The following is a 20,212-nucleotide window of genomic DNA, read 5'->3' on the forward strand; positions in this document are numbered from 1 at the left end:
ATGAACGGGCAGGGGCGGCGGGCTTCCAGGTCCGAGGGCCGGACATCGGCGCTACCGACACAAGCCAGGCGGGAGCGCCGCTCCCGCCGGCTTTTCGGCCTCAGGTCTTCGGTTTCAGCATGCCGTGCATGCCGATCCACCGCACATAGGCGTCGAACCAGCCGGTGCTGGTGGTGGTCTTGGGGTACATGCCGAAGCCATGGCCGCCCTGTTCGTAGAGATGGAACTCGACGGGTCGCTTGGCCGACTTCCAGCTTTCGATCAGCCCGAAGCCGCCGTTGGCGAAGAACGGATCGTCGGCGGCGAGCGTGACGAACATTGGCGGGGCGTCGGCTGGTACGGCGACAGGCGCGAGCGGCCCATAGATCAGCCCGATGAAGGCCGGCTTGGCGTCGTCTCCGGCCAAGGTCGTCGTCAGGGTCAGCATGGCGCCGGCCGAAAAGCCGATCATGCCGACGCGGTCCGGATCGACCCGCCATTCGGCCGCGCGTTTCCGGACCAGCGCGAAGGCCGCGCGCGCGTCGGCGATCTGCGGGGCCAGACCCGCGGCGGCCGCCTCGGGGCTGGGCCGGGGCGGCGTTCGGACGGCGCCCGAGAACAGGTCGTGCATCGAGCGCTCGAAGCCCGGCATGTCCGGGGGCGTCGGGTTCAACCGGTATTTGAGCACGAAGGCGGCGACGCCCTGGTCGGCCAGCGCCTGCGCCACCGCCCAGCCCTCATTCTCCATCGACAGGGTGCGAAACCCGCCGCCGGGAGCGACGATCACGGCCGCGCCCGTCGCCTTGGCCGGGTCCGGAAGGAAGGGCGTCAGCGTCGCAACGGTGACGTTGCGGGCGAAGACGCTCTTGTACTGGCTGTGCCAGGACTCTGGAGAGGTCGCCCCGGGCAAGGGCCCCGTGCCCAGTTCGATGGCGTTCGGCTGGGCGGGAACCGGTATGGGGGTCATCTTGTCGTCCTGCGCCTGGGCTCTGGTGGCCAGGGCGAGCGCAAGCCCAACCGCCGCCAGACCTGCGCAAAAGGACCTGATCTGGCGATCGAATTTTCCAAGGCCGCTGGGCTTCATGTGTTCCTCCTCCTTTGGTTTTTGATCGGTCATCGGCCGGTTACGGCGTCAGGGGCGGGCTACCTCGCCACCGCCACAGCCGTATCGACCGCGAAGTCCGCCGAGCGGCTGGCGACGCCCGTGTCGGGCTGACCCGAGCCGACGCTGACGCGATAGCGCCCCGTGCTCACCCGGCGTTCGCCGTCCGGATCGACGGCGCTCAGGTCCCGAGGCGAGAGCGTGAAAGTGAGGTCACAGGCTTCGCCCGGCTTCAGCGCGATCCGCTGGAACCCTCGCAGGGCCAGGCGAGGTGCGCCGGGGGTTTGGGGGAAGGTCAGATAGAGCTGGGCGACCTCTTCCCCGGCCCGGGCGCCGGTGTTCCGGATCGTCGTCGTCACGCGCAGGCCCTGACCGGCCCCCCTGGCGTTCGGCTCCACCTTGAGGGGCGCATAGTCGAAGCGAGTGTAGCTGAGGCCATAGCCGAACGGATAGACCGGCACGCCCTCGAAATAGCGATAGGTCCGGCCGGCCATGGCGTAGTCGTCGAACGCGGGCAGATCGTCGGTGGAGCGATAGAAGGTCAGCGGCAGGCGCCCCGCCGGATTGACCTTGCCGGTCAGGACGTTGGCGATGGCCAAGCCGCCGGACTGGCCGGGATACCAGGCCTCCAGCACCGCCGAAGCGTTGTCCTTGGCCCAGGAGAAGTTCAACGGGCTGCCGTTCATCGCCACCACGATCAGCGGCTTGCCCAGGGCCTTGGCCGTCTCAAGCATGGCCTGCTGGTCGGCGGGAAGGTCCAGCGTGGTCTTGTCGCCGCCCTTGAAGCCGGGGATTTCCACTGGCGATTCCTCGGCCTCCAGGTCGGAGGTCAGGCCCACGACCGCCACCAGCACGTCGGCCTTGGCCGCCGCGGCCTTGAGTTCGGCCGCCGGATCGGTGGCGATGCGCTTCCAGACCAGGCTGACGCCGGACAGGGCGTGCGTCTCCGACGTCACCTCGATCGGGTAGCGGCGGCCTTTTTCCAGGCGCAGGGTCTTCAGGGTCGGCAGGCTGGCCCAGCCGGCCTTGCGCAGGTCGGCGAACGGCTTGCCGTCGACCTTCAGCTCGCCGTTGAAGCCCGCCAGGCCCAGGCGGTAGGTCCCGCTCTCGGGCGGGACCAGGAAGCCCGTCCAGACCACCCGGTGATGGTCGGAGACGTTTCCCAGGTCCAGGCTGCGGGCCGCGACGTCGGGTTCCACCCGGGTGACCACGGGCTTGTCGGCGTAGGTCATTTTGGCGACAGCCTCGCCGAACGTGCCCGGAGCGAACCGGGCGGGCGCGGGCTGGGCAGTGTTGAAATAGCGCGCCAGAAGGCCAGGCTTTCCGTCCGGGGTGCGCAGGGCGGCTGTCGGAACGCGATCGCCGTCGGTGAACGACGCCCCGAACGGCGCGTAGGCGACCTGAGCCGAGGGCAGGGCGCGCCGCAGGCCGTCGACCACCGAGATCGGCGGCGCCGACAGGGCCGAGGAGTAGTTGCCGCGCAGCACGCGGGTGGCGTCACCCAGCGGACCGATCACCGCGACGCGCAGGTCCGGCTTGAGCGGCAGCACGCCGTCATTCTTCAGCAGGACCAGGCTTTTTTCGCTCGCGGCCAGGGCCAAGGCTTCGTGTTCGGGCGTCGTCACGGTGCTCGGAGCCGGGCTTCCGCCCTGGGCGGGAAGGTCGCCGACCCGGAACCTGGCCGAGAACAGGCGCACCAGGGCTGTGTCGATCTCCGTCGTCGTGATCAGGCCGCGATCCAGCGCCTCGCGGTAGCGTCCCGCCAGCCCGTCCGTATCGGTCAGGGTCGCGCCATTGCACTCGTTGTCGACGCCGGCCCGCAAGGCCGCGGCCACGGCGCTGGCGGCGTCGGGCGCGTACTTGTGGTGGTCGGCGATGTCCTTGACCGCGTCGCAGTCGGACACGACGTAGCCGTCGAACTTCCAGGCGCCGCGCAGATGATCCTTGAGCAGGAGATCGCTCGCGCAGGCCGGCTGGCCGTCGATGCGATTATAGGCGCACATGATCGAGCCGGCCCGGCCTTCGACGACCGCCGCGCGGAACGCCGGCAGATATGTGTCTTCCAGGTCGTGGCGCGAGACGAAGACATTGGCGCCGTGGCGGGTGGACTCCGGCCCGCTGTGCACCGCGAAATGCTTCGGCGTGGCGATGATGCGCGGATGGTCCGGGTCGTCGCCCTGGACGCCTTCCACGAAGGCCACGCCCATCCGCGCGGTGAGGAACGGGTCCTCGCCGTAGGTTTCCTGGCCCCGGCCCCACCGCGGATCGCGGAAGATGTTGATGTTGGGCGACCAGGTGTCCAGCCCCGTGCCGATGCGGCCCATGCGTCCGGTCGCGCGGGCCAGGGCGTGCAGGTCCCGCACCTCCGTTCCGATCGCGCCGGCGACATCATGGACGAGTTCGGGATCGAAGGTCGCGGCCAGGCCGATAGGTTCGGGAAAGTTGGTGGTGGGCAACGTTCCCAGAGCGCCGTGCAGAGACTCCGTCCACCAATTATAGGCCGGGACGCCCAGGCGCGGGATCGCTGGCGCGGTGTTGAGCAGTTGCTCAAGCTTCTCGTCGAGGGTCATCTTGTCGACCAGGTCCGCGGCCAGCTGATCGGCCTTGGCGCGCTCGGTCGAGGCCGGCGCGTTCGGGGGGGCGGGCGCAGCGTGGACGGATGGCGCGCCGGCCGACAACGCTGCGCAGAGCGCCGTCGCCAGGCCGCATCGTCGCCAACTGGACCTGGACATCTAGGCTACCTCGCGGATGGACTTGATTTTGTGTGGAGCCGCAACGGAGGCGGCGGTTTTTATACCGGCTGCAGGCCGTGCTCGACGATCTTGCGGATCAGGTCGCGATGGCGGGGCAGGGTGGCGCGCAGCCGTTCGGTCTGGACCGCGGTCTCGCGCAGGGCCCGCTCGGCCATGGCGCGCTCATCGACCAGGGCCTCCGGCTCGATCTCCGTGCGAAAGCCCATGCCGTAGAGGACGTACTGGTAGCTGGCCGCCGGAAAGACCTCGTCGGCCCGGTCGAACTCGTCGTGCAGCCAAGGCGGCTGGTGACGCCACAGCTGGAGCAGGTCGGCCAGCCGGTCGGGAATGGTTTCCCGCGCGCGATTGTCCCGCCAGAAGGCGGTGTCCGAGCGCTGGCTGAGCACGTAGTGCAGCTTCAGGAAGTCGATGATCCGGCCCCAGCGATAGTGCGTTGTGGCGTTGAAACGCGCGGCGACGATGTCCATCACTTCGCGGCAGGCGGGCATCTGTTCGGCGATCAGCTTGGCCGACAGCTCGATCAGCACGATGGCGGAGGCTTCCAGGGGCTCAAGGAAGCCAGCGGCAAGGCCCACCGCCACGCAGTTGCGTTTCCAGAACGTCTCGCGATGGCCCGAGCGGATCGCGATCTTCCGGGCCGAAAGGTCGCGGCCGGCCGGACCGATATAGGCCCGCAGCTCGCGCTCGGCGTCGTCGTCGGAAATGTGCCGGCTGGAATAGACGTGGCCCACGCCGCGCCGGGTGGGCAGGCCGATATCCCAGATCCATCCGGCTGACTGGGCCGTGGAAATCGTATGGCTGGCGATCGGGCTGGCTTCCGTCTCGTAGGGGACCTGGATCGCCAGCGCCGTGTCGCAGAACAGCACGTCGCCGCAGTCGCGGAACGGCACGCCGAGCGCCTCGCCCAGCAGAAGCGCGCGGAAGCCGGTGCAGTCGATGAACAGATCGCCCTGGATCTCGCCCTGCTGCTGGGTCACCACGCCGCGAATGTCGCCGTCCTCGGTCATGGCGACGCTGCGGACGTCGGCCAGGACATGGCGCACGCCCAGCTTGTCGCAGCAGTGTCGCTGCAGGAACGGCGCGAACTTGCCGGCGTCCAGGTGGTAGGCGTAGTTGGCCGCGCCCTGGTAGGGCGGGGCGGTGATGGTCTTGGGCGCCAGGCCGTCGTCGCAGAGCCGCCCCTGGGGCGTGACGGCGTCGCAGAAGCTTCGTCCGTTCCCGCCGACCAGCCAGTGGGGAACAAGGTTCACCTGAGAGAAGCCCTGGGGCAGCATCAGGGGGTGGTAGTAGGCGTCGTCAGCCGCGCCCGTGGTCCAGCGCGCGAACTTGGCCCCCTGCTTGAAGGCCGCGTCGCATTCACGGAAGAAATCGGTCTCCGACACCCCGATCTTGGCCAGGGTGGTGCGCAGGGTCGGCCAGGTGCCTTCCCCAACCCCGATGATCGGCGTGTTGGGCGACTCCACCAGGGTCACGGTGAAGCCCGTCGCCTGGCGGGCCTTGTGCTTGGCGGCGATCAGGCCGGCGGTCAGCCAGCCGGCGGTGCCGCCGCCGACGACGACGATGTTCTTGACGGGACGGACCATGTTCAAACTTCGAAAAAGACGGCCGCGAAGATCGCCGTAGCGACCCTCGCGGCCTAGGGAGGGACCTAGAAGCGGAACCGCGCCCCGGCCGTGTAGCGCCGGCCATAGGCGAACACGTCGAGCAGCTGGTTGTCGAACCGCCCGTGCGTGCTCTGCGTCTCGTTGGTCAAATTCAGAGCCTCGAAGAACAGATTGATCTGCTTGGTCAGCGCATAGCTGGTGCTGAAGTCGATCTGCAGGCTCGGGTTCTCGAACGTCGGCTCCGAACCGAAGGCGCCGGTGTTCTGGTTCTGGCCAAACTGGCGCAGATACTCCTTGCGGTAGTTGACCGCGAACCGCGCTTCGAAGCCGTTTTTGTCGTAGAAGGCCACGAGGTTGGCGGAGTCCGCCAGGCCGGTGATTGCAAAGCCGCTCTGGGAGATGTCGGTCCGGTCATAGGGCTTGTTGGTGTCGACCAGGGTGACGTTGCCGTTGAAGCCGAAGCCGCTGTCGCCGAACACGTGCTGCCAGGCCAGTTCGACGCCGCGCACGGTCGCCTCGGGCCCGTTCACCTGCTGGGTGACGCTGAACAGCGCCGGCTGGCCGGTGGAGGGATCGATCACGCCGTTGATCGTCTGGCGCTGTGTGCCCCCGACGATGAAGTTGCTGACGTCCTTGATGAAGAAGTTCACCGACGCATACGAGTTGGGCCGATAGTACCATTCCACCGCCGCATCGAAGTTGTCGGCCAGGTAGGGCTTGAGCGCCGGGCTGCCCCCGCTGCCCGTCAGGGCGCCGACCCGCTGGCCCGTCCCGACGCTTAGGACGGGCGTCAGCAGGTTGAGGCCCGGACGCGTCAGGGTCCGCGAGGCGTCCAGACGCAGGTGGATGCTCTCAGTCAGTTCCAGCTTCATGTCGACGCTGGGCAGCAGGTAGGAGTAGTTGCTCTTGGTCGATACGGCCTGGGCGTCGCTCAGTCTCACCGTCAACAGGGTCGGGTCGCCCGCGTTTCGGGTGATTTCCACCGGCAACTGGCCAAAACCGTTGGCGGTGACGTGGGTGTTTTCCTCGCGTACGCCAGCGTTGAAGTGGAACGGCATGCCGGCCACGTCGACGTCGAAATTGGCCTTCATGAACAGCGACCAGGTCTTTTCGGTGATGTCGCGGATGCTGCCGTTGTCCAGCGCCAGGTCGAACGCGCCGGTGAACTGGGTTCCGACCGTCCCGCCGCCATAGTTGAAGCCGGGGATGTTCTTGGTCTGCGGATTGCCCAGGCTGGTCAGGTACTGCTGGTAGGCGTGGGCGTCGAACTTCAGCAGGTACGGCGGCAGGGCGCCGTCGAAGCCGGGGATGAAGTTTTTGGTGCTGACGCGGCCGGTGAACAGGCTGGCCGGAATCATGACCCCGCCGTTGGCGCCCGAGGCGGGGCCATAGCCGGGATAGGCCTGCCAGTAGTTGTTGACGAAGGTGTTGCTCTGCTGGATCTGGTAGTGGTCTTCCATGTAGCTGCCGCCGGCCTTGATGCGGAAGCCTTCTTGCTCCCACGCGCCCGCGAACCGCAGTTGCTTGACGACGTCGGTGTTCTCCTGGGCCTGGCGCACGGTGACGTGAGAGCCGATCACCGAGGTGTCGGCCCAGCGCGAGGCGTCGCCGTTGGGGCCGTAGCTGTGCAGCACCGGCAGGGTGTCCTTGCTGTCGCCGACGATGCTGATGCCCAGGGACGGGCCGATGCCGAAGCCATAGCCCACGTCGGCGTTGTCGCTGCTGACGCCGCCGTCGGGGTTGAGCCAGCTCTTGGCGTAGCTGGCGTCGGCCTCGAACTTCAGGTTCTCCGACACGTCCCATTTGAGGTTCAGGCCGGTTTGGTTGGTCTGCAGGATGTTGTGATCGGTCCCGGCCGTAAAGTCGGTCTGAGATCCGGCCTGAGTGAAATCGACCGTGGTTCCATTCTGGTCCAGCTTGACGTTTCGCAAGTTGTCCTGGTTGAACCAGATCCCGTAGCCGAAGTTGTCGGCGCGGACGTTCTGGCGCGAATAGTTGTCGTCCAGGGTGACCGTCACGCCCTCGGAGGGGTGCCATTGCAAGGCGATGCGTCCGTCGACCCGCTCATCCTTGGTGTAGATCTGGGTGGCGCCCGCCTGCTGCTCGAACCAGCCCAGGACGGTCTTGTTGGCCGTCAGCTCGGCGTCCGTACAGGAAGCCTTCAGCTGGCAGGGCCGGTAGTATCCGCCCGGCCAACCGCTGACGAAGACGCGGTTGGTCTGGGTGTCGTGGCGCGTGTATATCGCGTCGACCAGCACCCCGAACTTGTCGTCGGCGAAAGTATCGCTGAACAGCGCGCCGATGGTGGGGACCACCTTGCCGGCGTCGTCCTGCAGCGAGCCTGAGGCCGTGAACGCCATGCGGCGGCCGGGATGGTCGAACGGCTTGGGGAAGGCGACGTTGACCGTCGCGCCGATCGAGCTGCTGGACAGCGAAACATCGGGGGTCTTGAGCACGGACAGCCCGCCGACGAAGTCGGCGCCGACGGTGCTGAAGTCCACCGAGCGTCCGCCCGTCGCCGTCGAAATCCGGCGCCCGTCATAGAGGGTTTCGTTGAAGTCGCCGCTGAAGCCGCGAACGGTGATGCCTTGCGGTTCGCCACGGGCCCCGGCGCGCTGGATCGAAACGCCCGGCAGGCGTTGCAGCGACGCGGCCACGTTGGAATCGGGGAACTTGCCGATGTCCTCGGCCGAAATGGCGTCGACGACGCCCTCCGCGTTGCGCTTGATGTCGAGGTTGCGTTGCAGCGAGCCGCGCAGACCCGTGACGACGACTTCCTCGACGACGCTCGCGTCGTTCGACTGGGCCGGCGCGGCCTGCTCGGCGGCTGGCGCGGCGACCGCCGCGGCCGTTACGATGGCGGCTTCACTCCCCTGCTCGGCGGCGTTGGCGGCGCCGCCCAGCATCAGGGCCAGCAAGCTCGAGGCGCTGACCAGGGCGACCCTGGAGTCGCGCCGGCGGCCGCTTCTATTACTCCAATAATATATCCTGGACATTTTGTTTCCCCCTCCGGGTTTTGCGGGTTTGCCAATCGTCCGGCACGAGCGGCCGGTTTCACACGCGATCGCCGTAACGTCGCGAATTTAAAGGACAAAGAGGGATGCGTTCTCGCCGAGGCGATCTAGGCCCATACGTTCCTCCCTGCGCATTTTTATTTTTATAGACTGACGCTAGCCCCAAAAGGTACCGGTATCAATATCTATTTGTCGGTGTAAAAATGCGCCGATTGGACGGCCGTTCGGAACGCCGCTATCGATCGGAACAGAAAAGCGGGCGGCGTGATCCGCCAGCGCCGCGGGGAGGGAAGCTGCTATGATGAATCTGGAAATGTTGAATCCTGGGCGGCACGCGGATCTGCGCCTGGGCGACCTTCCGTCCGGCGGTCCGCACTTCGTCCAGATTGTAGCGAGCGAGTTCGTCGCGGCCGCGGCGGTCTGTCCGATCTTCCTGACCAAGAACGCCGAGACGGGAAAATTCTATGCGGGGGCGATGTTCGGATTCGAACCCGGCGAAAACCTTCTGGACGGCGAGGACGGCGGTCGGCCGTTGTTCAGGCCGCTGGACCTGGAACGTCTGGGCTTTTTCATCGCGACAGACGGCGCGATCGCCATCGATCCGGCCCACGCGCGGTTCGCCGTCCCCCAGGGCGCGTCGCTCTTCGAGGCCGATGGTCAGGCCAGCCCCGCCCTGCGGCGGATCCAGCACGCCCTGGCGCAGCTCAATGCCGGGGTTCCCGAGACCGACGCCTTCCTTCAGGCCCTGATCGACGAACGATTGGTGGAGCCGGTCGATGTGGACCTGTCCTTCGACGACGGCCGCACCCTGAGCCTGACCGGCCTCTACACCGTCAGCCTCGACACGCTGGGCGAGCTGGACGATGCGGCCGTCCTGGGCCTCTTCCGGCGGGGATATCTGCAGCTGATCTACGCCATGAGCGTTTCGCTCAAGCAGGTGTCCCGCCTGGCGAAGCTTCGAAACGACAAGATCACCGGATGAACGGCCAGGCCCCGCCGGACCTGCGCAGCGTCGACCCGACCGCGATCAAGGGCGCCGGCGCAGCCGGATTCGCCCAGGCGGTGGCGGCCGATTGCCGGCCGGTCCTGTTGCCGGGCCTCTGCCGCGATTGGCCGGCGGTCGAGGCCGGCGGGCGGGGCTGGGCGGCGCTGTCGACCTATCTCGCTCAGTTCGACTTGGGGCGCGGCGGGCAGGCGTTCATCGGAGCGCCGGCGATCGCCGGCCGCTACGACTACGGCGACGGTCCGGACGGTTTCAACTTCGAGCGGGTGTCGCTGACCCTGGCGCAGTCGCTGGCGCGCATCGGAGAGGCCGCCGCCGACGCCAGCCTGGCGAGCGTCTATATGGGCTCGCTTTCCGTGGACGACTACGCGCCGGGATTCGCCGCCGACAATCGGCTCGACATCCTGCCGCCCCTGGCCAAGCCGCGCTTGTGGCTGGGCAACGCCAGCCGTGTCGCCTGCCACTATGACAGCTTCGACAACCTGGCCTGCGTCATCGCCGGCCGCCGGCGGTTCACGCTCTATCCGCCCGACGCCATCGGCGATCTTTATGTCGGACCGATTGACCACACCCTGGCCGGCCAGCCGATCAGCCTGGCCGCCGGCGCCGCGTCGGAAGACGAGCGCTACCCGCGGTTCGCCGCCGCCGCGGCCCGCGCGATCGTCGTCGAGCTGGGGCCGGGCGACGCCCTCTATCTTCCCAAGCTCTGGTGGCATCAGGTCGAGGCCCTGGAGCCGGCGAACCTGCTCGTCAACTACTGGTGGGACGGCTTCGCCGCCGGGCCCGACGCGCCCTATGTCGCCATGATGCTGGCGATGATCGCGATCGCCGAGCGGCCGGCGGCCGAGCGGCGCGCCTGGCGGGCGTTCTTCGACCACTATGTCTTTCGCGAGCAGGGCCACCCGCTGGCGCACCTGCCGGCCGAGCGCCATGGCCTGCTGGGCCCGTTGGCCGCGGGAAACTACGGTCGCATCCGTGCGCTGGTCATGAAGATGCTGCGCGGGGGCTGATAGGGGCGAGGCCTGGCTCTACCGGTCGCCTCCGGCGGCCGATCGTCGGTCCGGCGCCCTATCGCGCGGTTCCTGGTCGTCGAGCTCCGACACCGCGGCGAGATAGCCGCCAAACAGCGCGTCGACCGCCTGGCGGGCGGCCGGCGGCGAGCGGCGCGCGAAGGCGTCGACGACCTGGTTCTGCAATCCATGGACCCGGCGGCCGGCATGGGCGAGGGCGGCGTCCAGAGGAACGTGCAGGGCCGGTCGCGTTGCGGCCAGGTCCCAGAGGTTCTGGATCGAAGCCGCAATGATAATGTTGCCGGTCGCCCGGGCGAGGGCGACATGCAGGCGCCGGCAGGCCTTGGTGGTCATTGGCCCCGCTGCGCCCAGGATCGCCGGGATGGGCGAGGGGCCGTCCCCATCCAGGCTGGCGGCCAGGCCGACGGCTTCGATCTCGAAGGCGCGGCAGGCTTCCAGCAACGCCACGAGATCCACCGAGACGTCGCGCCCGAGGCTGGTTCTGGGGGCGCGACCGACCACCCGACAGCCCACGCCATGGTGCGATTCCGTCAGGCCCAGGCATTCCAGGATGATCAAGGCTTCGCGCAAGGCCGTCCGGCTGACCGGGAATTCGCGGAGCAGCTCTCGATCGGTCGGCAGCCAGTCGCCCGGGCGAAGCGCGCCGGACCGGATGCGGCCCATCAGTTCATAGGCCAGCCTATGGGGCGCGCGCCTTCCCAGGGGCGTGGCTTCGGCGGTCCGCAGAGAAGCGAATGGCGACATCGCGACCCCGCGTTGATCGGGCAAAAATATAGAACTCCGTCAAAAACGCGTCGAGCGATTTCTCATTAGAGATAATAATCTTACATATAAAAATCAGATCTTGGCGCCGTCTCCGCGTCTACATGGCCAGGCGCGTGTCATCGAGCGCGAGATCAATGAGAGTCCGCATCGCCGCGCCGGCGGCGTCCGGGTCGCCCGCGATGATCGCGTCACAGACCCTGACGTGATCGGGCACCGGATCGCGGGGCAGGGTGCGCGAGCGCTGCTTGAACTCGGTCGTCCAGCTCACCGCGGCGCTGATGCTGGCGCTCAGGGCGATCATCGCATCGTTGTGCGTGGCGCGCAGAAGGGCGTCGTGGAAGGCGCGATCGGCCATCCGGCCGGCCTCGGTCGCCAGGGTATGACGCCGCATCCCGGTCAGGGCGGCCTTCATCGCCCTGATGTCGTCCTTGTCGCGACGCTCGGCCGCGAAGCGCGCGGCGGCCGGTTCGACGACGGCGCGCAGCTCGAAAAGATCGCGCACGAACTCGAGATCCGGCTCGGCGGCGAACGCCCAGGCCAGGACGGTGGGGTCCAGGATGTTCCAGCAGCTGCGCGGCAGGACGCGCGTGCCCGCCTTGGGGCGACTTTCCACCAGGCCTTTGGCGGTCAGGACCTGGACCGCCTCCCGATAGGCGCCGCGCGAGACGTCGAGCGCTTCGGCGTTGGCGATTTCGCCGGTCAGCTTCTCGCCCGGCGCGATCCGGCCCGAGACGATCGCTGTGCCGAGATAGTGGGCGATGGCGCCACGCAGGCGCCGGCCAGACCCTCTCGCCGGTCGCTTGGCCGACTTGTCGTCCGACTGGTCCAACGACATGGGCGTGAGGCTCCTGGAGTGCGTAGCGACCTATAAGCGCGACCCTGTGAAGCTTGGCAAGTTGTCAGGCAATTTGGAGGCGTGGAACACGCGCCTTTCAGCATCTTCTCGTTTAATATCAGCAGATTGCTCGCTTCCCTTGTTGCGAAGCAGCAGTACTAGTCTGGGTAGCGGCCAAAGGTCAGACCTCAGGCGATCCCTGGCGGCCAAGACCCGCTTCTGGGTCCGAGTGACGTCAGGCGCCCGGGCCGAAGCCTTGGCCTCCTCCTTCGAACGAGGCGCGCCTGAGGATCGCGCCAGCGACGATCGCGGCGCCTTCGGTTGGTCGCTGTCGTTGGCGATGGCGATGGCGTTTGACCGGCGGCACAGGCGCCGGCAGCGGGCCGACGGCCCACCGACCTTCCAATTGCAGGCTGCGCTGGCGGCTAGCCCCCGCAGGACTCGCGGATGATCAGGTCGGTCGGCACGCGTTCCGACCGGCTGGCGCCCTGGCCGCTGGCGTCCAGCAGCTTGGACACCATCAGCCGGCCGGCCTTGGCGGTGTCCTGCGAGATGGTGCTGAGCGCCGGGCGCGAATAGCGGGCGAACGGCACGTCGTCATAGCCGATCACCGAGACGTCCTCGGGGATCGACATGCCCGCCTGCTGCAGGGCCCGGATGGCCCCCAGGGCGATCAGGTCGGAGGCGGCGACCACCCCGTCGAACTTCACCCCGCGCTGAATCAGGGAGTCGACGCTGGCCTCGGCCGATTCCACCTCGAAATGGGCCGGCACGATCAGTTCGGGGTCGACGCCCAGGCCGAACTGCTCGACCGCGTCCAGATAGCCGCGGTGACGCTGCATGGCCTCGGGGGCTTCGGTGTCGCCCAGGAAGACGATGCGCTTGCGGCCCAGGCGGGCCAGGTGCAGCGTCGCGCGCCGGGCGCCCAGCGGATTGTCGGAACCCACCGAGCAATAGGACTGGTCAGGCAGCTGAGCGCCCCAGACCACGAACCGGCCTTCGGTTTCGGCCAGGCGGTTGAAGGCGGTGTGCAGCCAGCTCTGGCCCAGGAAGATCACCCCGTCGGCGCGGCTGGTGGTCATGGCCGCCGACAGGTCCTCGAAGCTGGTCGGGGCCACGTGGCTGATCATCAGGTCGCATCCCCGTTCACGTGCGGCCTCGCCGACGCCGGCCAGCAGCTCCAGGAAGAACGGGTCCGACAGCCGGCCCTCGCGGCCCTGGGGACGGGGCACTACGATGGCGATCGTGCCCTCGGCGCCGATCGGGCCGGCGGGCATGTAGCGGCGGAACGGATAGTCCATCTCCCGCGCCAGCTTCCAGATCTGCTGCTTGGTGCGGGTGTTGACGGCGGGACTGTCGTTCAGGGCCCGCGAGGCCGTCGAGATCGACACTCCGGCCAGCCTGGCCAGGTCTTCCAGTCGCGTCGCGCCCTTGGTCACTGTCCCGCCCCGTCCCGGAAAGCTGCTGCAAAATTTGCCGCAAACCTTTTCAGGCCTTTGTTAGGGCGCCGCGGCGGTGGTTTTCAAGCGGGGAGGATGACCTGGGGCGGCGATCCTTCGGCGGGCCATGAAAATTTATGCAAATCTGTGCTTCGCCAAGGGGTGGTGGCGCTTGTTCTTGCGAAGCGAAACGCAAGATTTTCGATGCCATTGACGATTTGTACGCGCAAACAGCTTGAAATTTCGTTGCCAGGTGGCGCGGCGCGTGCGCAAATGCAGTCGCGCGAAGCAATGCAAAAATTTGCGCAAAGCTCCGATCCAACGGAGCCTAAAGGGGAAACGATGGCGACCAGGACCCGGCTGAGCGGCTTCCAGATCTGGAACATGTGCTTCGGGTTCTTCGGGATCCAGATCGGGTTCGGCCTGCAGAACGCCAACACCTCCCGAATCTTCCAGAGCCTGGGCGTCGACGTGAACCACCTGGCGATCCTGTGGATCGCCGCGCCGGCCACGGGCCTGCTGGTGCAGCCGATCATCGGCCATCTCAGCGACAAGACCTGGGGGCGCCTGGGCCGCCGGCGTCCATACGTCTTCTGGGGCGCCGTCCTGACCAGCGCCGCCCTGCTGGTCATGCCCAACGCCGCGGCGCTGTGGATCGCCGCGGCCGCCCTGTGGGTGATGGACGCCTCGATCAACATCACGATGGAACCGTTCCGCGCCTTCGTCGGCGACAATCTGCCCGACGAGCAGCGCGCCTCGGGCTACGCCATGCAGAGCTTCTTCATCGGCGCGGGCGCGGTCCTGGCCTCGGCCCTGCCGTGGATGCTCACGCATTGGTTCTCGGTCAGCAACGTGGCGGCGGACGGCGGCGCGCCCCCCTCGGTGCGCATCGCCTTCTACGCCGGCGCGACGGGGCTGCTGCTGTCGGTGCTGTGGACGGTGTTCACCACCCGCGAATATAGCCCGGATCAGCTGGCGGCCTTCGAGGCGTCCGAGCGCGCGCTGAGGCGCGGTGCGTTCGACGCCGTGGCCGAGGTGGCCGCGCGCACCGTCCGCGCCTACGCCGTGGGCGGCTTGGCCTGGGCGGCGGCCGGCCTGCTGCTGGCCGCCGTGATCTTCGCCACGCGGCTGGAGAAGGAGCTCTATGTCCTGGCCGGCATGGCCGCGCTGTTCGGCGTGGCGCAACTGGTCGCGGCCCTCCTGCGCCGGGCCGGCCGGACCGGCAACGGCTTCTCCGAGGTGGTCGAGGACCTGTTCCGGATGCCCGCCACCATGAAGCAGCTGGCGGTGGTGCAGTTCTTCTCGTGGTTCGGCCTGTTCGCCATGTGGATCTATACGACCCCGGCCGTGGCCGCCTTCCACTATCACGCAACCGACACCGCCTCGCGCGCCTATAACGACGGGGCCGACTGGGTGGGCGTGCTGTTCGCGATCTACAACGGCGTCGCGGCCCTGGCCGCCCTGGTGATCCCGTCGGTGGCCCGCGCCGTGGGCCGCAAGGCCTGCCACGCCCTGTGCCTGGGCTTGGGGGGCCTCGGCCTGGCGGCGTTCCCGCTGATCCGCGAGCCGGCCTTGCTGTGGATCCCGATGATCGGCGTGGGCTTCGCCTGGTCGTCGATCCTGTCGGCCCCGTACTCGATCCTGTCGGGCGCGCTGCCGGCCGCGAAGATGGGCGTCTATATGGGCATCTTCAACATCTTCATCGTCATCCCGCAGCTGCTGGCCGCGACCCTCTTGGGCCTGCTGCTCAAGGCGTTCCTCGGCGGCCAGGCGATCTGGGCCCTGGGTCTGGGCGCGGCCGGGATGCTGGTCGCCGCCGCTTGCGTGTTCCTGGTCCGCGACGTGGGCGAGCCCAAGGCGTCGCCGGCCGGGGCTCGGTCACCCGAAGCGCTTTCCAAGGCCTGATCCGCGTCCTGATCGACGCTGTCCTTTCATGAGGTAGTTCCATGCGTTGCCTGAAGATGCTCGCCCTGGCCTCGGCCGCCGCGACGGCCCTGGGCGCGACTGTCCGCGCCGAGACCCCGACCACCTGGGCCTATGCCGCCAAGACCGGGGTGGGCGCGTCCTACGAGGCCTATGTCGACGGCGCCTACAAGGACGGCGGCCCGACCGGCCCGGTGTCGAAGGTGTGGTTCTCGATCGCCGACGGAACCCTGACCGAGACCATGTACGGCCTGATCCACGAGGCCCAGATCAAGCAGCTGCGCGTGGCCGTGAAGACCGCGACGGGCCTGGCCGTTGAGGGCGCCGACACCACGTCTCACACCGAATACCTGCACGTCGACGCCGCCGGCCGGCCGCTGTCACCGGCCTACAAGGTGACCACCACCGACAAGCAGGGCCGCTTCGAGATCGAGAAGCGGATCTTCACCGATCCCGATCGCAACGCCCTGTTCGTCCGGGTCACGGTCCGCGCCCTGAAGGGGCCGGTGACGCCGTTCCTGGTGCTGGAGCCGCACATGGCCAACACCGGCGGCGGCGACACGGGCGCGGCCAGCGCCTCGGCGCTGAGAGCGTACGAGGGCAAGGCGTTCCTGAGCCTGAAGGGCGCTCGGTCGTTCGTGAAGGCCGTCGCGACGCCGCTGGGAAGCGACGCCCTGTCGGCCCTGAAGGCGGCGACCCTGACCGGCGGCGCGTCGGCCAAGGGCGCGATCGTTCTGACCGCCGAGTTGCCGCGGCAGGCCTCGGGCGAGGCGACCTACGACTTCGCCATCGGTTTCGGCGGTGACGCGGTCGCCGCCGACCAGGCCGCGTCCGCCACGCTGAAGACCGGCTATGACGAGGTGCTGGCCCGCTACAACGGCGAAGGCGACCGGGTCGGCTGGGAGGATTATCTGGCCTCGCTGAGCGAGCTGCCGCGCCTGCGCGAGGCCTCGGAAGACGGCGGCAAGCTGGTCCAGGCCAGCGCCCTGATGCTGAAGGTGCAGGAGGACCGCACCTATGCCGGCGCCCTGATCGCCTCGCTGTCCAATCCGTGGGGCGACACGGTCGACGCCTCCAAGCCCTCGACAGGGTACAAGGCCGTCTGGCCACGCGACTTCTACCAGTGCGCCATGGCCCTGGCGGCCCTGGGCGACAAGCAGACGCCGCTGGCCGCGTTCCGCTACCTGCCGCAGGTTCAGGTCAGGACCGACACCAAGGGCAATACCGGCGTCGGCGGCTGGTTCCTGCAGAAGACCTGGGTGGACGGCACGACCGAGTGGGTCGGCGTCCAGCTGGACCAGACCGCCATGCCGATCATGCTGGGCTGGAAGCTGTGGAAGCTGGGCTGGCTGCCCGAGGCGGACCTCAAGGCCTATTACGGCCGGATGATCAAGCCGGCCGCCGACTTCCTGGTCGACGGCGGCAAGGTGGGGATCGGTTGGAACCACGAGACGATCAGGCCGCCGTTCACCCAGCAGGAGCGGTGGGAAGAGCAGGGCGGCCACTCGCCCTCGACCACCGCGGCGACCATCGCCGGCCTGGTGACGGCGGGCGACATCGCCGAGCTGGCCGGCGACGCGGCCGGCGCGGCCCGCTATCGCGCCACCGCCGACGCCTATTCGGCCAAGGTCGAGGCGCGGATGGTCACCACCAAGGGCCCGTTCGGCGACGGGACCTACTATGTCCGCCTGAACCCGGGCGAGGACCCCAACGACCACGCCCCGATCGGCGCCGCCAACGGCCAGATCGCTCCGCCCAAGGACCAGGTGGTCGACGGCGGCTTTCTGGAGCTGGTCCGCTACGGCGTGCGCCAGGCCGACGATGCGGCCATTGTCGGCAGCCTGCCGGAGCTGGACGACACCGGCCGCGCCGACCTCTACCGCGTGCGCTACGACTTCACCTTCCCGGGCGTGGCGGGCGAGTTCCCCGGCTGGCGGCGGTATGATGTCGACGGCTATGGCGAGGACGCCCAGACCGGCGCCAACTACGGCGTGGGCGGAAAGATGTCGCCCGGCCAGCGCGGTCGGGTCTGGCCGATCTTCACGGGCGAGCGCGGCCACTACGAACTGGCCCTGGCCAGCCGGAACGGCAAGCCCGACGCCGCGACGATCCGGAAGATCCGCGACCGCTACGTCAGGGCCATGGAGCTGTTCGCCAACGAGGGCCTGCTGATCCCGGAGCAGGTCTGGGACGGCATCGGGCCCAACCCGCACGGCTATGCACGCGGCGAGGGCACGGACTCGGCCACGCCCCTGGCTTGGTCGCACGCCGAATATATCAAGCTGCTGCGCTCGGTCAGCGACGGCCGGGTGTGGGACCGCTACGAGCCGGTCGCGGCGCGCTACGCGAAATAGGGCGGCTAAGCCTCGCTCGCGCCGACGGAAATCGACAGGGGCGAAAGCTTTGCTTTGAAAGCCTCACTTCAAGGGTAGTTCGAACAGCGCGCCCTCGGAGGTTTCTGCGCCGCGGCCGATCTCGGCGATCGCCGCCGACATCCGGCCGGCGCGGCCCAGCGCGGCGTCGGCCAGGCTGACCAGCAGCGGGTTGGGCGTGGCGTAGGGGGCTGCGAGGCGCAGGGCCCGGGCGATGTCGCGCTCGGACCGCCCCGGCGCGCGCTGGCAGGCGATGATGAAGGCCGCCGCCGTCGAGCGGCTGACCCCGGCCCAGCAGTGGACCAGCATGGGCCGGACGGCGTCCCAGCCTGCCGCGAAGTCCAGCAGGCGGGCGACCAGGGCCGTGTCGGGGGCGGTGAAGCCTTCGCGAGGTTCGGCGATGTCGTGGAAGGCCAGGCGCAGGCAGGCGCCGTCGGCGACCGGCCAGGCCTCGGCGGCCGAGGCCGGCGACAATAGGCTGACCAGGTGCGAGGGCCGGTGCAGGGCCCGCGCCGTCTCGACCTGGCTGAGCGGGCAGACCAGCAGGGTCATCGCGTCGCCAGCATGGCCGAGACGCCCAGCAGCACGCCCAGCTCGCCGGCCTGCTCGATCCCGCCCAGCACGTCGCCGGTATGGCCGCCGATCAGCCGCCGGGCGGTCAGGGCCAGGATCGCCGCCAGCAGCGTCCCCACCGCCGCTCCCGCCAGGCCGGGCCAACCCAGCAGAGTCAGCGGCCACAGGCCCAGAACGGCGGCGATCAGCAGTTCGACGGGCCGCACCCCCTCCGGCGCGGGCTTGTACTTGGCGTCGTCGCGGTCGCTGACGTGACGCCCCAGGACCATGACCGCCACGGCGGCGACGCGGCCGGCGCCATGGGCGGCGACCAGGGCCAGGGCGGCGGTCGCCAGGGGCAGGCTCGCCAGGGCCGCGACCTTGATCGCCAGCAGCAGGCCCAGGGCCAGCACGCCATAGGTTCCGACCCGGCTGTCCTTCATGATCTCCAGTCGCCGGGCCGGGGCCTGGCCGCCGCCCAGGCCGTCGGCGGTGTCGGCCAGGCCGTCCTCGTGGAAGCCGCCAGTCACCAACACCCCCGCCGCCACGGCCAGCAGGGACGGCAGGGCGCCGCTCCACAGCTGTCCGGCCGCCAGCAGCACGCCGGCCCCGATCGCGCCCACCAGGATCCCGACCAGCGGGAAGTAGCGGGCCGCGCGGGTGATCCAGTCGGGCCGGAAGTCGGCGAAGGACGGGGCCGGCAGGCGGGTCAGGAACTGCAGGGCGCAGAAGAACAGCTTCAGCTGGCGCGGCATCAGCCTGGACTCGTCGCGTCGCCGGCCAGGACGTCGGCCAGGGCGGCGACCTCGGTCAGCAGGTTGGCGGCCGCGGCCAGCAGCGGAGCGGCCAGCACCGCGCCCGTGCCTTCGCCCAGCCGCAGGGCGAGGTCCAGCAGCGGCCGAGCGCCCAGGGCTTGCAGCATCGCCGGATGGCCGCGCTCGGCCGAGCCGTGGGCGAAGACGCAATAGTCCAGGGCGGCGGGGACCAGGCGGACGGCGGCCAGGGCGGCGGCGGTGCTGATGAAGCCGTCGACCAGCGCCACCCGCCGCATCGAGGCCGCGCCCAGCACGGCGCCGGCCATCATGGCGATCTCGCAACCGCCGAACTGGGCCAGCACGTCCAGCGGTTGGACCGCATCCGAGCGCTGGGCGGCCCGGGCGATCCCGGCCTGCTTGCGGGCCAGGCCGTCGGCGTCGTGGCCCGTGCCCAGGCCGACGCAGGCGTCCAGCGGCGCGGGCGCCAGGCGGTGCATGATCAGCGCCGCCGACGAGGTGTTGCCGATGCCCATCTCGCCCAAGGCTATGACGTCCGCCCCGTCCGCCGCCGCGGCCCAGGCGATGTCGGCGCCCCCGAGCAGCGCGGCTCGCACCTCGTCCGGCGTCAGGGCCGGCTCCAGCGCGGCGTTGCGGGTCCCGCGGCGGATCTTGGCGGTGATCAGGTCGGGGTGGTCCGGCAGGTCGGCGTCGACCCCGGCGTCGACCACGCGAACCTGGACGCCCGAGGCCTTGGCGAAGGCGCTGACGCTGGAGCGGCCCGACAGGAACAGCCCGACCATGGCGGCCGTGACGCTGGACGGATAGGCCGAGACGCCCTCCTGGGTCAGGCCGTGGTCGCCGGCGAACACATAGAGGTCGGTGCGGGCGATGCGCGGGTCCGGCCGGTTCTGGATCAGGGCGATGCGCACCGCCAGATCCTCGATCCGCCCCAGCGACCCCGGCGGCTTGGCCTTGCCGTCCAGCAGAGTTCGCAGGGTCGGTTCGAGCGCCGCGTCGACGGGGATGATGGTGGCGGCGAGGGCTTCGAGCGTGGTCATGGCGAGATCCTGGGGCGAGGTCCTGGA

At 69.0% G+C, this 20,212-nt stretch carries 14 protein-coding genes; 4 read left to right on the forward strand and 10 right to left on the reverse strand.

Translation table 11 applies throughout. From position 1 onward, the window contains the following. Positions 1-100: 100 nt before the first annotated feature. From EV278_RS03400 to EV278_RS03415, 4 genes are all read right to left on the reverse strand, one after another. Complete coding sequence (locus EV278_RS03400; RefSeq protein ID WP_243692060.1) at positions 101-946, reverse strand: alpha/beta hydrolase; 846 nt, start codon at positions 944-946, stop codon at positions 101-103. Between the two features lie 176 nt (positions 947-1,122). Then, entirely contained in the window at positions 1,123-3,813 is a 2,691-nt protein-coding gene (locus tag EV278_RS03405; protein WP_132086671.1) for a glycoside hydrolase family 3 C-terminal domain-containing protein, read from the reverse strand. 59 nt (positions 3,814-3,872) lie between these two features. Continuing rightward, positions 3,873-5,417 (reverse strand): tryptophan halogenase family protein, encoded by a 1,545-nt coding sequence (locus EV278_RS03410; RefSeq protein ID WP_132086673.1) that lies wholly within the window; start codon positions 5,415-5,417, stop codon positions 3,873-3,875. Between the two features lie 65 nt (positions 5,418-5,482). Continuing rightward, a complete protein-coding gene (locus tag EV278_RS03415; RefSeq protein WP_132086675.1) occupies positions 5,483-8,434 on the reverse strand; it encodes a TonB-dependent receptor in 2,952 nt (983 codons plus the stop codon). Positions 8,435-8,750: 316 nt separating this feature from the next. Here EV278_RS03415 and EV278_RS03420 point away from each other — a divergent pair, with 316 nt between their 5' ends. Next, entirely contained in the window at positions 8,751-9,434 is a 684-nt protein-coding gene (locus tag EV278_RS03420; RefSeq protein ID WP_243692061.1) for a SapC family protein, read from the forward strand. Continuing rightward, a complete protein-coding gene (locus EV278_RS03425; RefSeq protein WP_132086677.1) occupies positions 9,431-10,465 on the forward strand; it encodes a cupin-like domain-containing protein in 1,035 nt (344 codons plus the stop codon). The genes EV278_RS03420 and EV278_RS03425 overlap by 4 nt, the downstream gene beginning before the upstream one ends. Positions 10,466-10,483: 18 nt before the next feature. Here EV278_RS03425 and EV278_RS03430 read toward each other — a convergent pair whose 3' ends face one another. From EV278_RS03430 to EV278_RS03440, 3 genes are all read right to left on the reverse strand, one after another. Further along, entirely contained in the window at positions 10,484-11,230 is a 747-nt protein-coding gene (locus EV278_RS03430) for a GntR family transcriptional regulator (RefSeq protein WP_132086679.1), read from the reverse strand. A gap of 118 nt (positions 11,231-11,348) precedes the next feature. After that, complete coding sequence (locus tag EV278_RS03435) at positions 11,349-12,086, reverse strand: FCD domain-containing protein (protein WP_132086681.1); 738 nt, start codon at positions 12,084-12,086, stop codon at positions 11,349-11,351. 425 nt (positions 12,087-12,511) lie between these two features. Then, complete coding sequence (locus tag EV278_RS03440) at positions 12,512-13,525, reverse strand: LacI family DNA-binding transcriptional regulator (RefSeq protein WP_132086683.1); 1,014 nt, start codon at positions 13,523-13,525, stop codon at positions 12,512-12,514. Between the two features lie 342 nt (positions 13,526-13,867). On the opposite strand from EV278_RS03440, the gene EV278_RS03445 reads away from it, so the two are divergent. Both EV278_RS03445 and EV278_RS03450 read left to right on the forward strand, forming a co-directional pair. Continuing rightward, a complete protein-coding gene (locus EV278_RS03445; protein WP_243692062.1) occupies positions 13,868-15,430 on the forward strand; it encodes an MFS transporter in 1,563 nt (520 codons plus the stop codon). A gap of 41 nt (positions 15,431-15,471) precedes the next feature. Then, positions 15,472-17,802 (forward strand): glucan 1,4-alpha-glucosidase, encoded by a 2,331-nt coding sequence (locus tag EV278_RS03450; RefSeq protein WP_132086687.1) that lies wholly within the window; start codon positions 15,472-15,474, stop codon positions 17,800-17,802. A gap of 63 nt (positions 17,803-17,865) precedes the next feature. On the opposite strand, the gene EV278_RS03455 is transcribed toward EV278_RS03450, so the two are convergent. From EV278_RS03455 to cobT, 3 genes are read right to left on the reverse strand one after another with little or no spacing between them, the layout of a single operon-like run. Beyond that, positions 17,866-18,372, reverse strand: a complete 507-nt coding sequence (locus EV278_RS03455; protein ID WP_132086689.1) for a hypothetical protein — start codon at positions 18,370-18,372, stop codon at positions 17,866-17,868. Then, a complete protein-coding gene (gene cobS / locus EV278_RS03460; RefSeq protein ID WP_132086691.1) occupies positions 18,369-19,127 on the reverse strand; it encodes an adenosylcobinamide-GDP ribazoletransferase in 759 nt (252 codons plus the stop codon). Before cobS ends, EV278_RS03455 begins: the two co-directional genes overlap by 4 nt. Next, positions 19,127-20,185: a nicotinate-nucleotide--dimethylbenzimidazole phosphoribosyltransferase gene (gene cobT / locus EV278_RS03465; RefSeq protein WP_132086693.1), complete on the reverse strand. Its 1,059-nt coding sequence runs from the start codon at positions 20,183-20,185 to the stop codon at positions 19,127-19,129. Before cobT ends, cobS begins: the two co-directional genes overlap by 1 nt. Between the last annotated feature and the right edge of the window lie 27 nt (positions 20,186-20,212).

Origin of the sequence: Caulobacter sp. BK020 (genome assembly GCF_004342605.1) — a bacterium.
GTDB lineage: Bacteria > Pseudomonadota > Alphaproteobacteria > Caulobacterales > Caulobacteraceae > Caulobacter.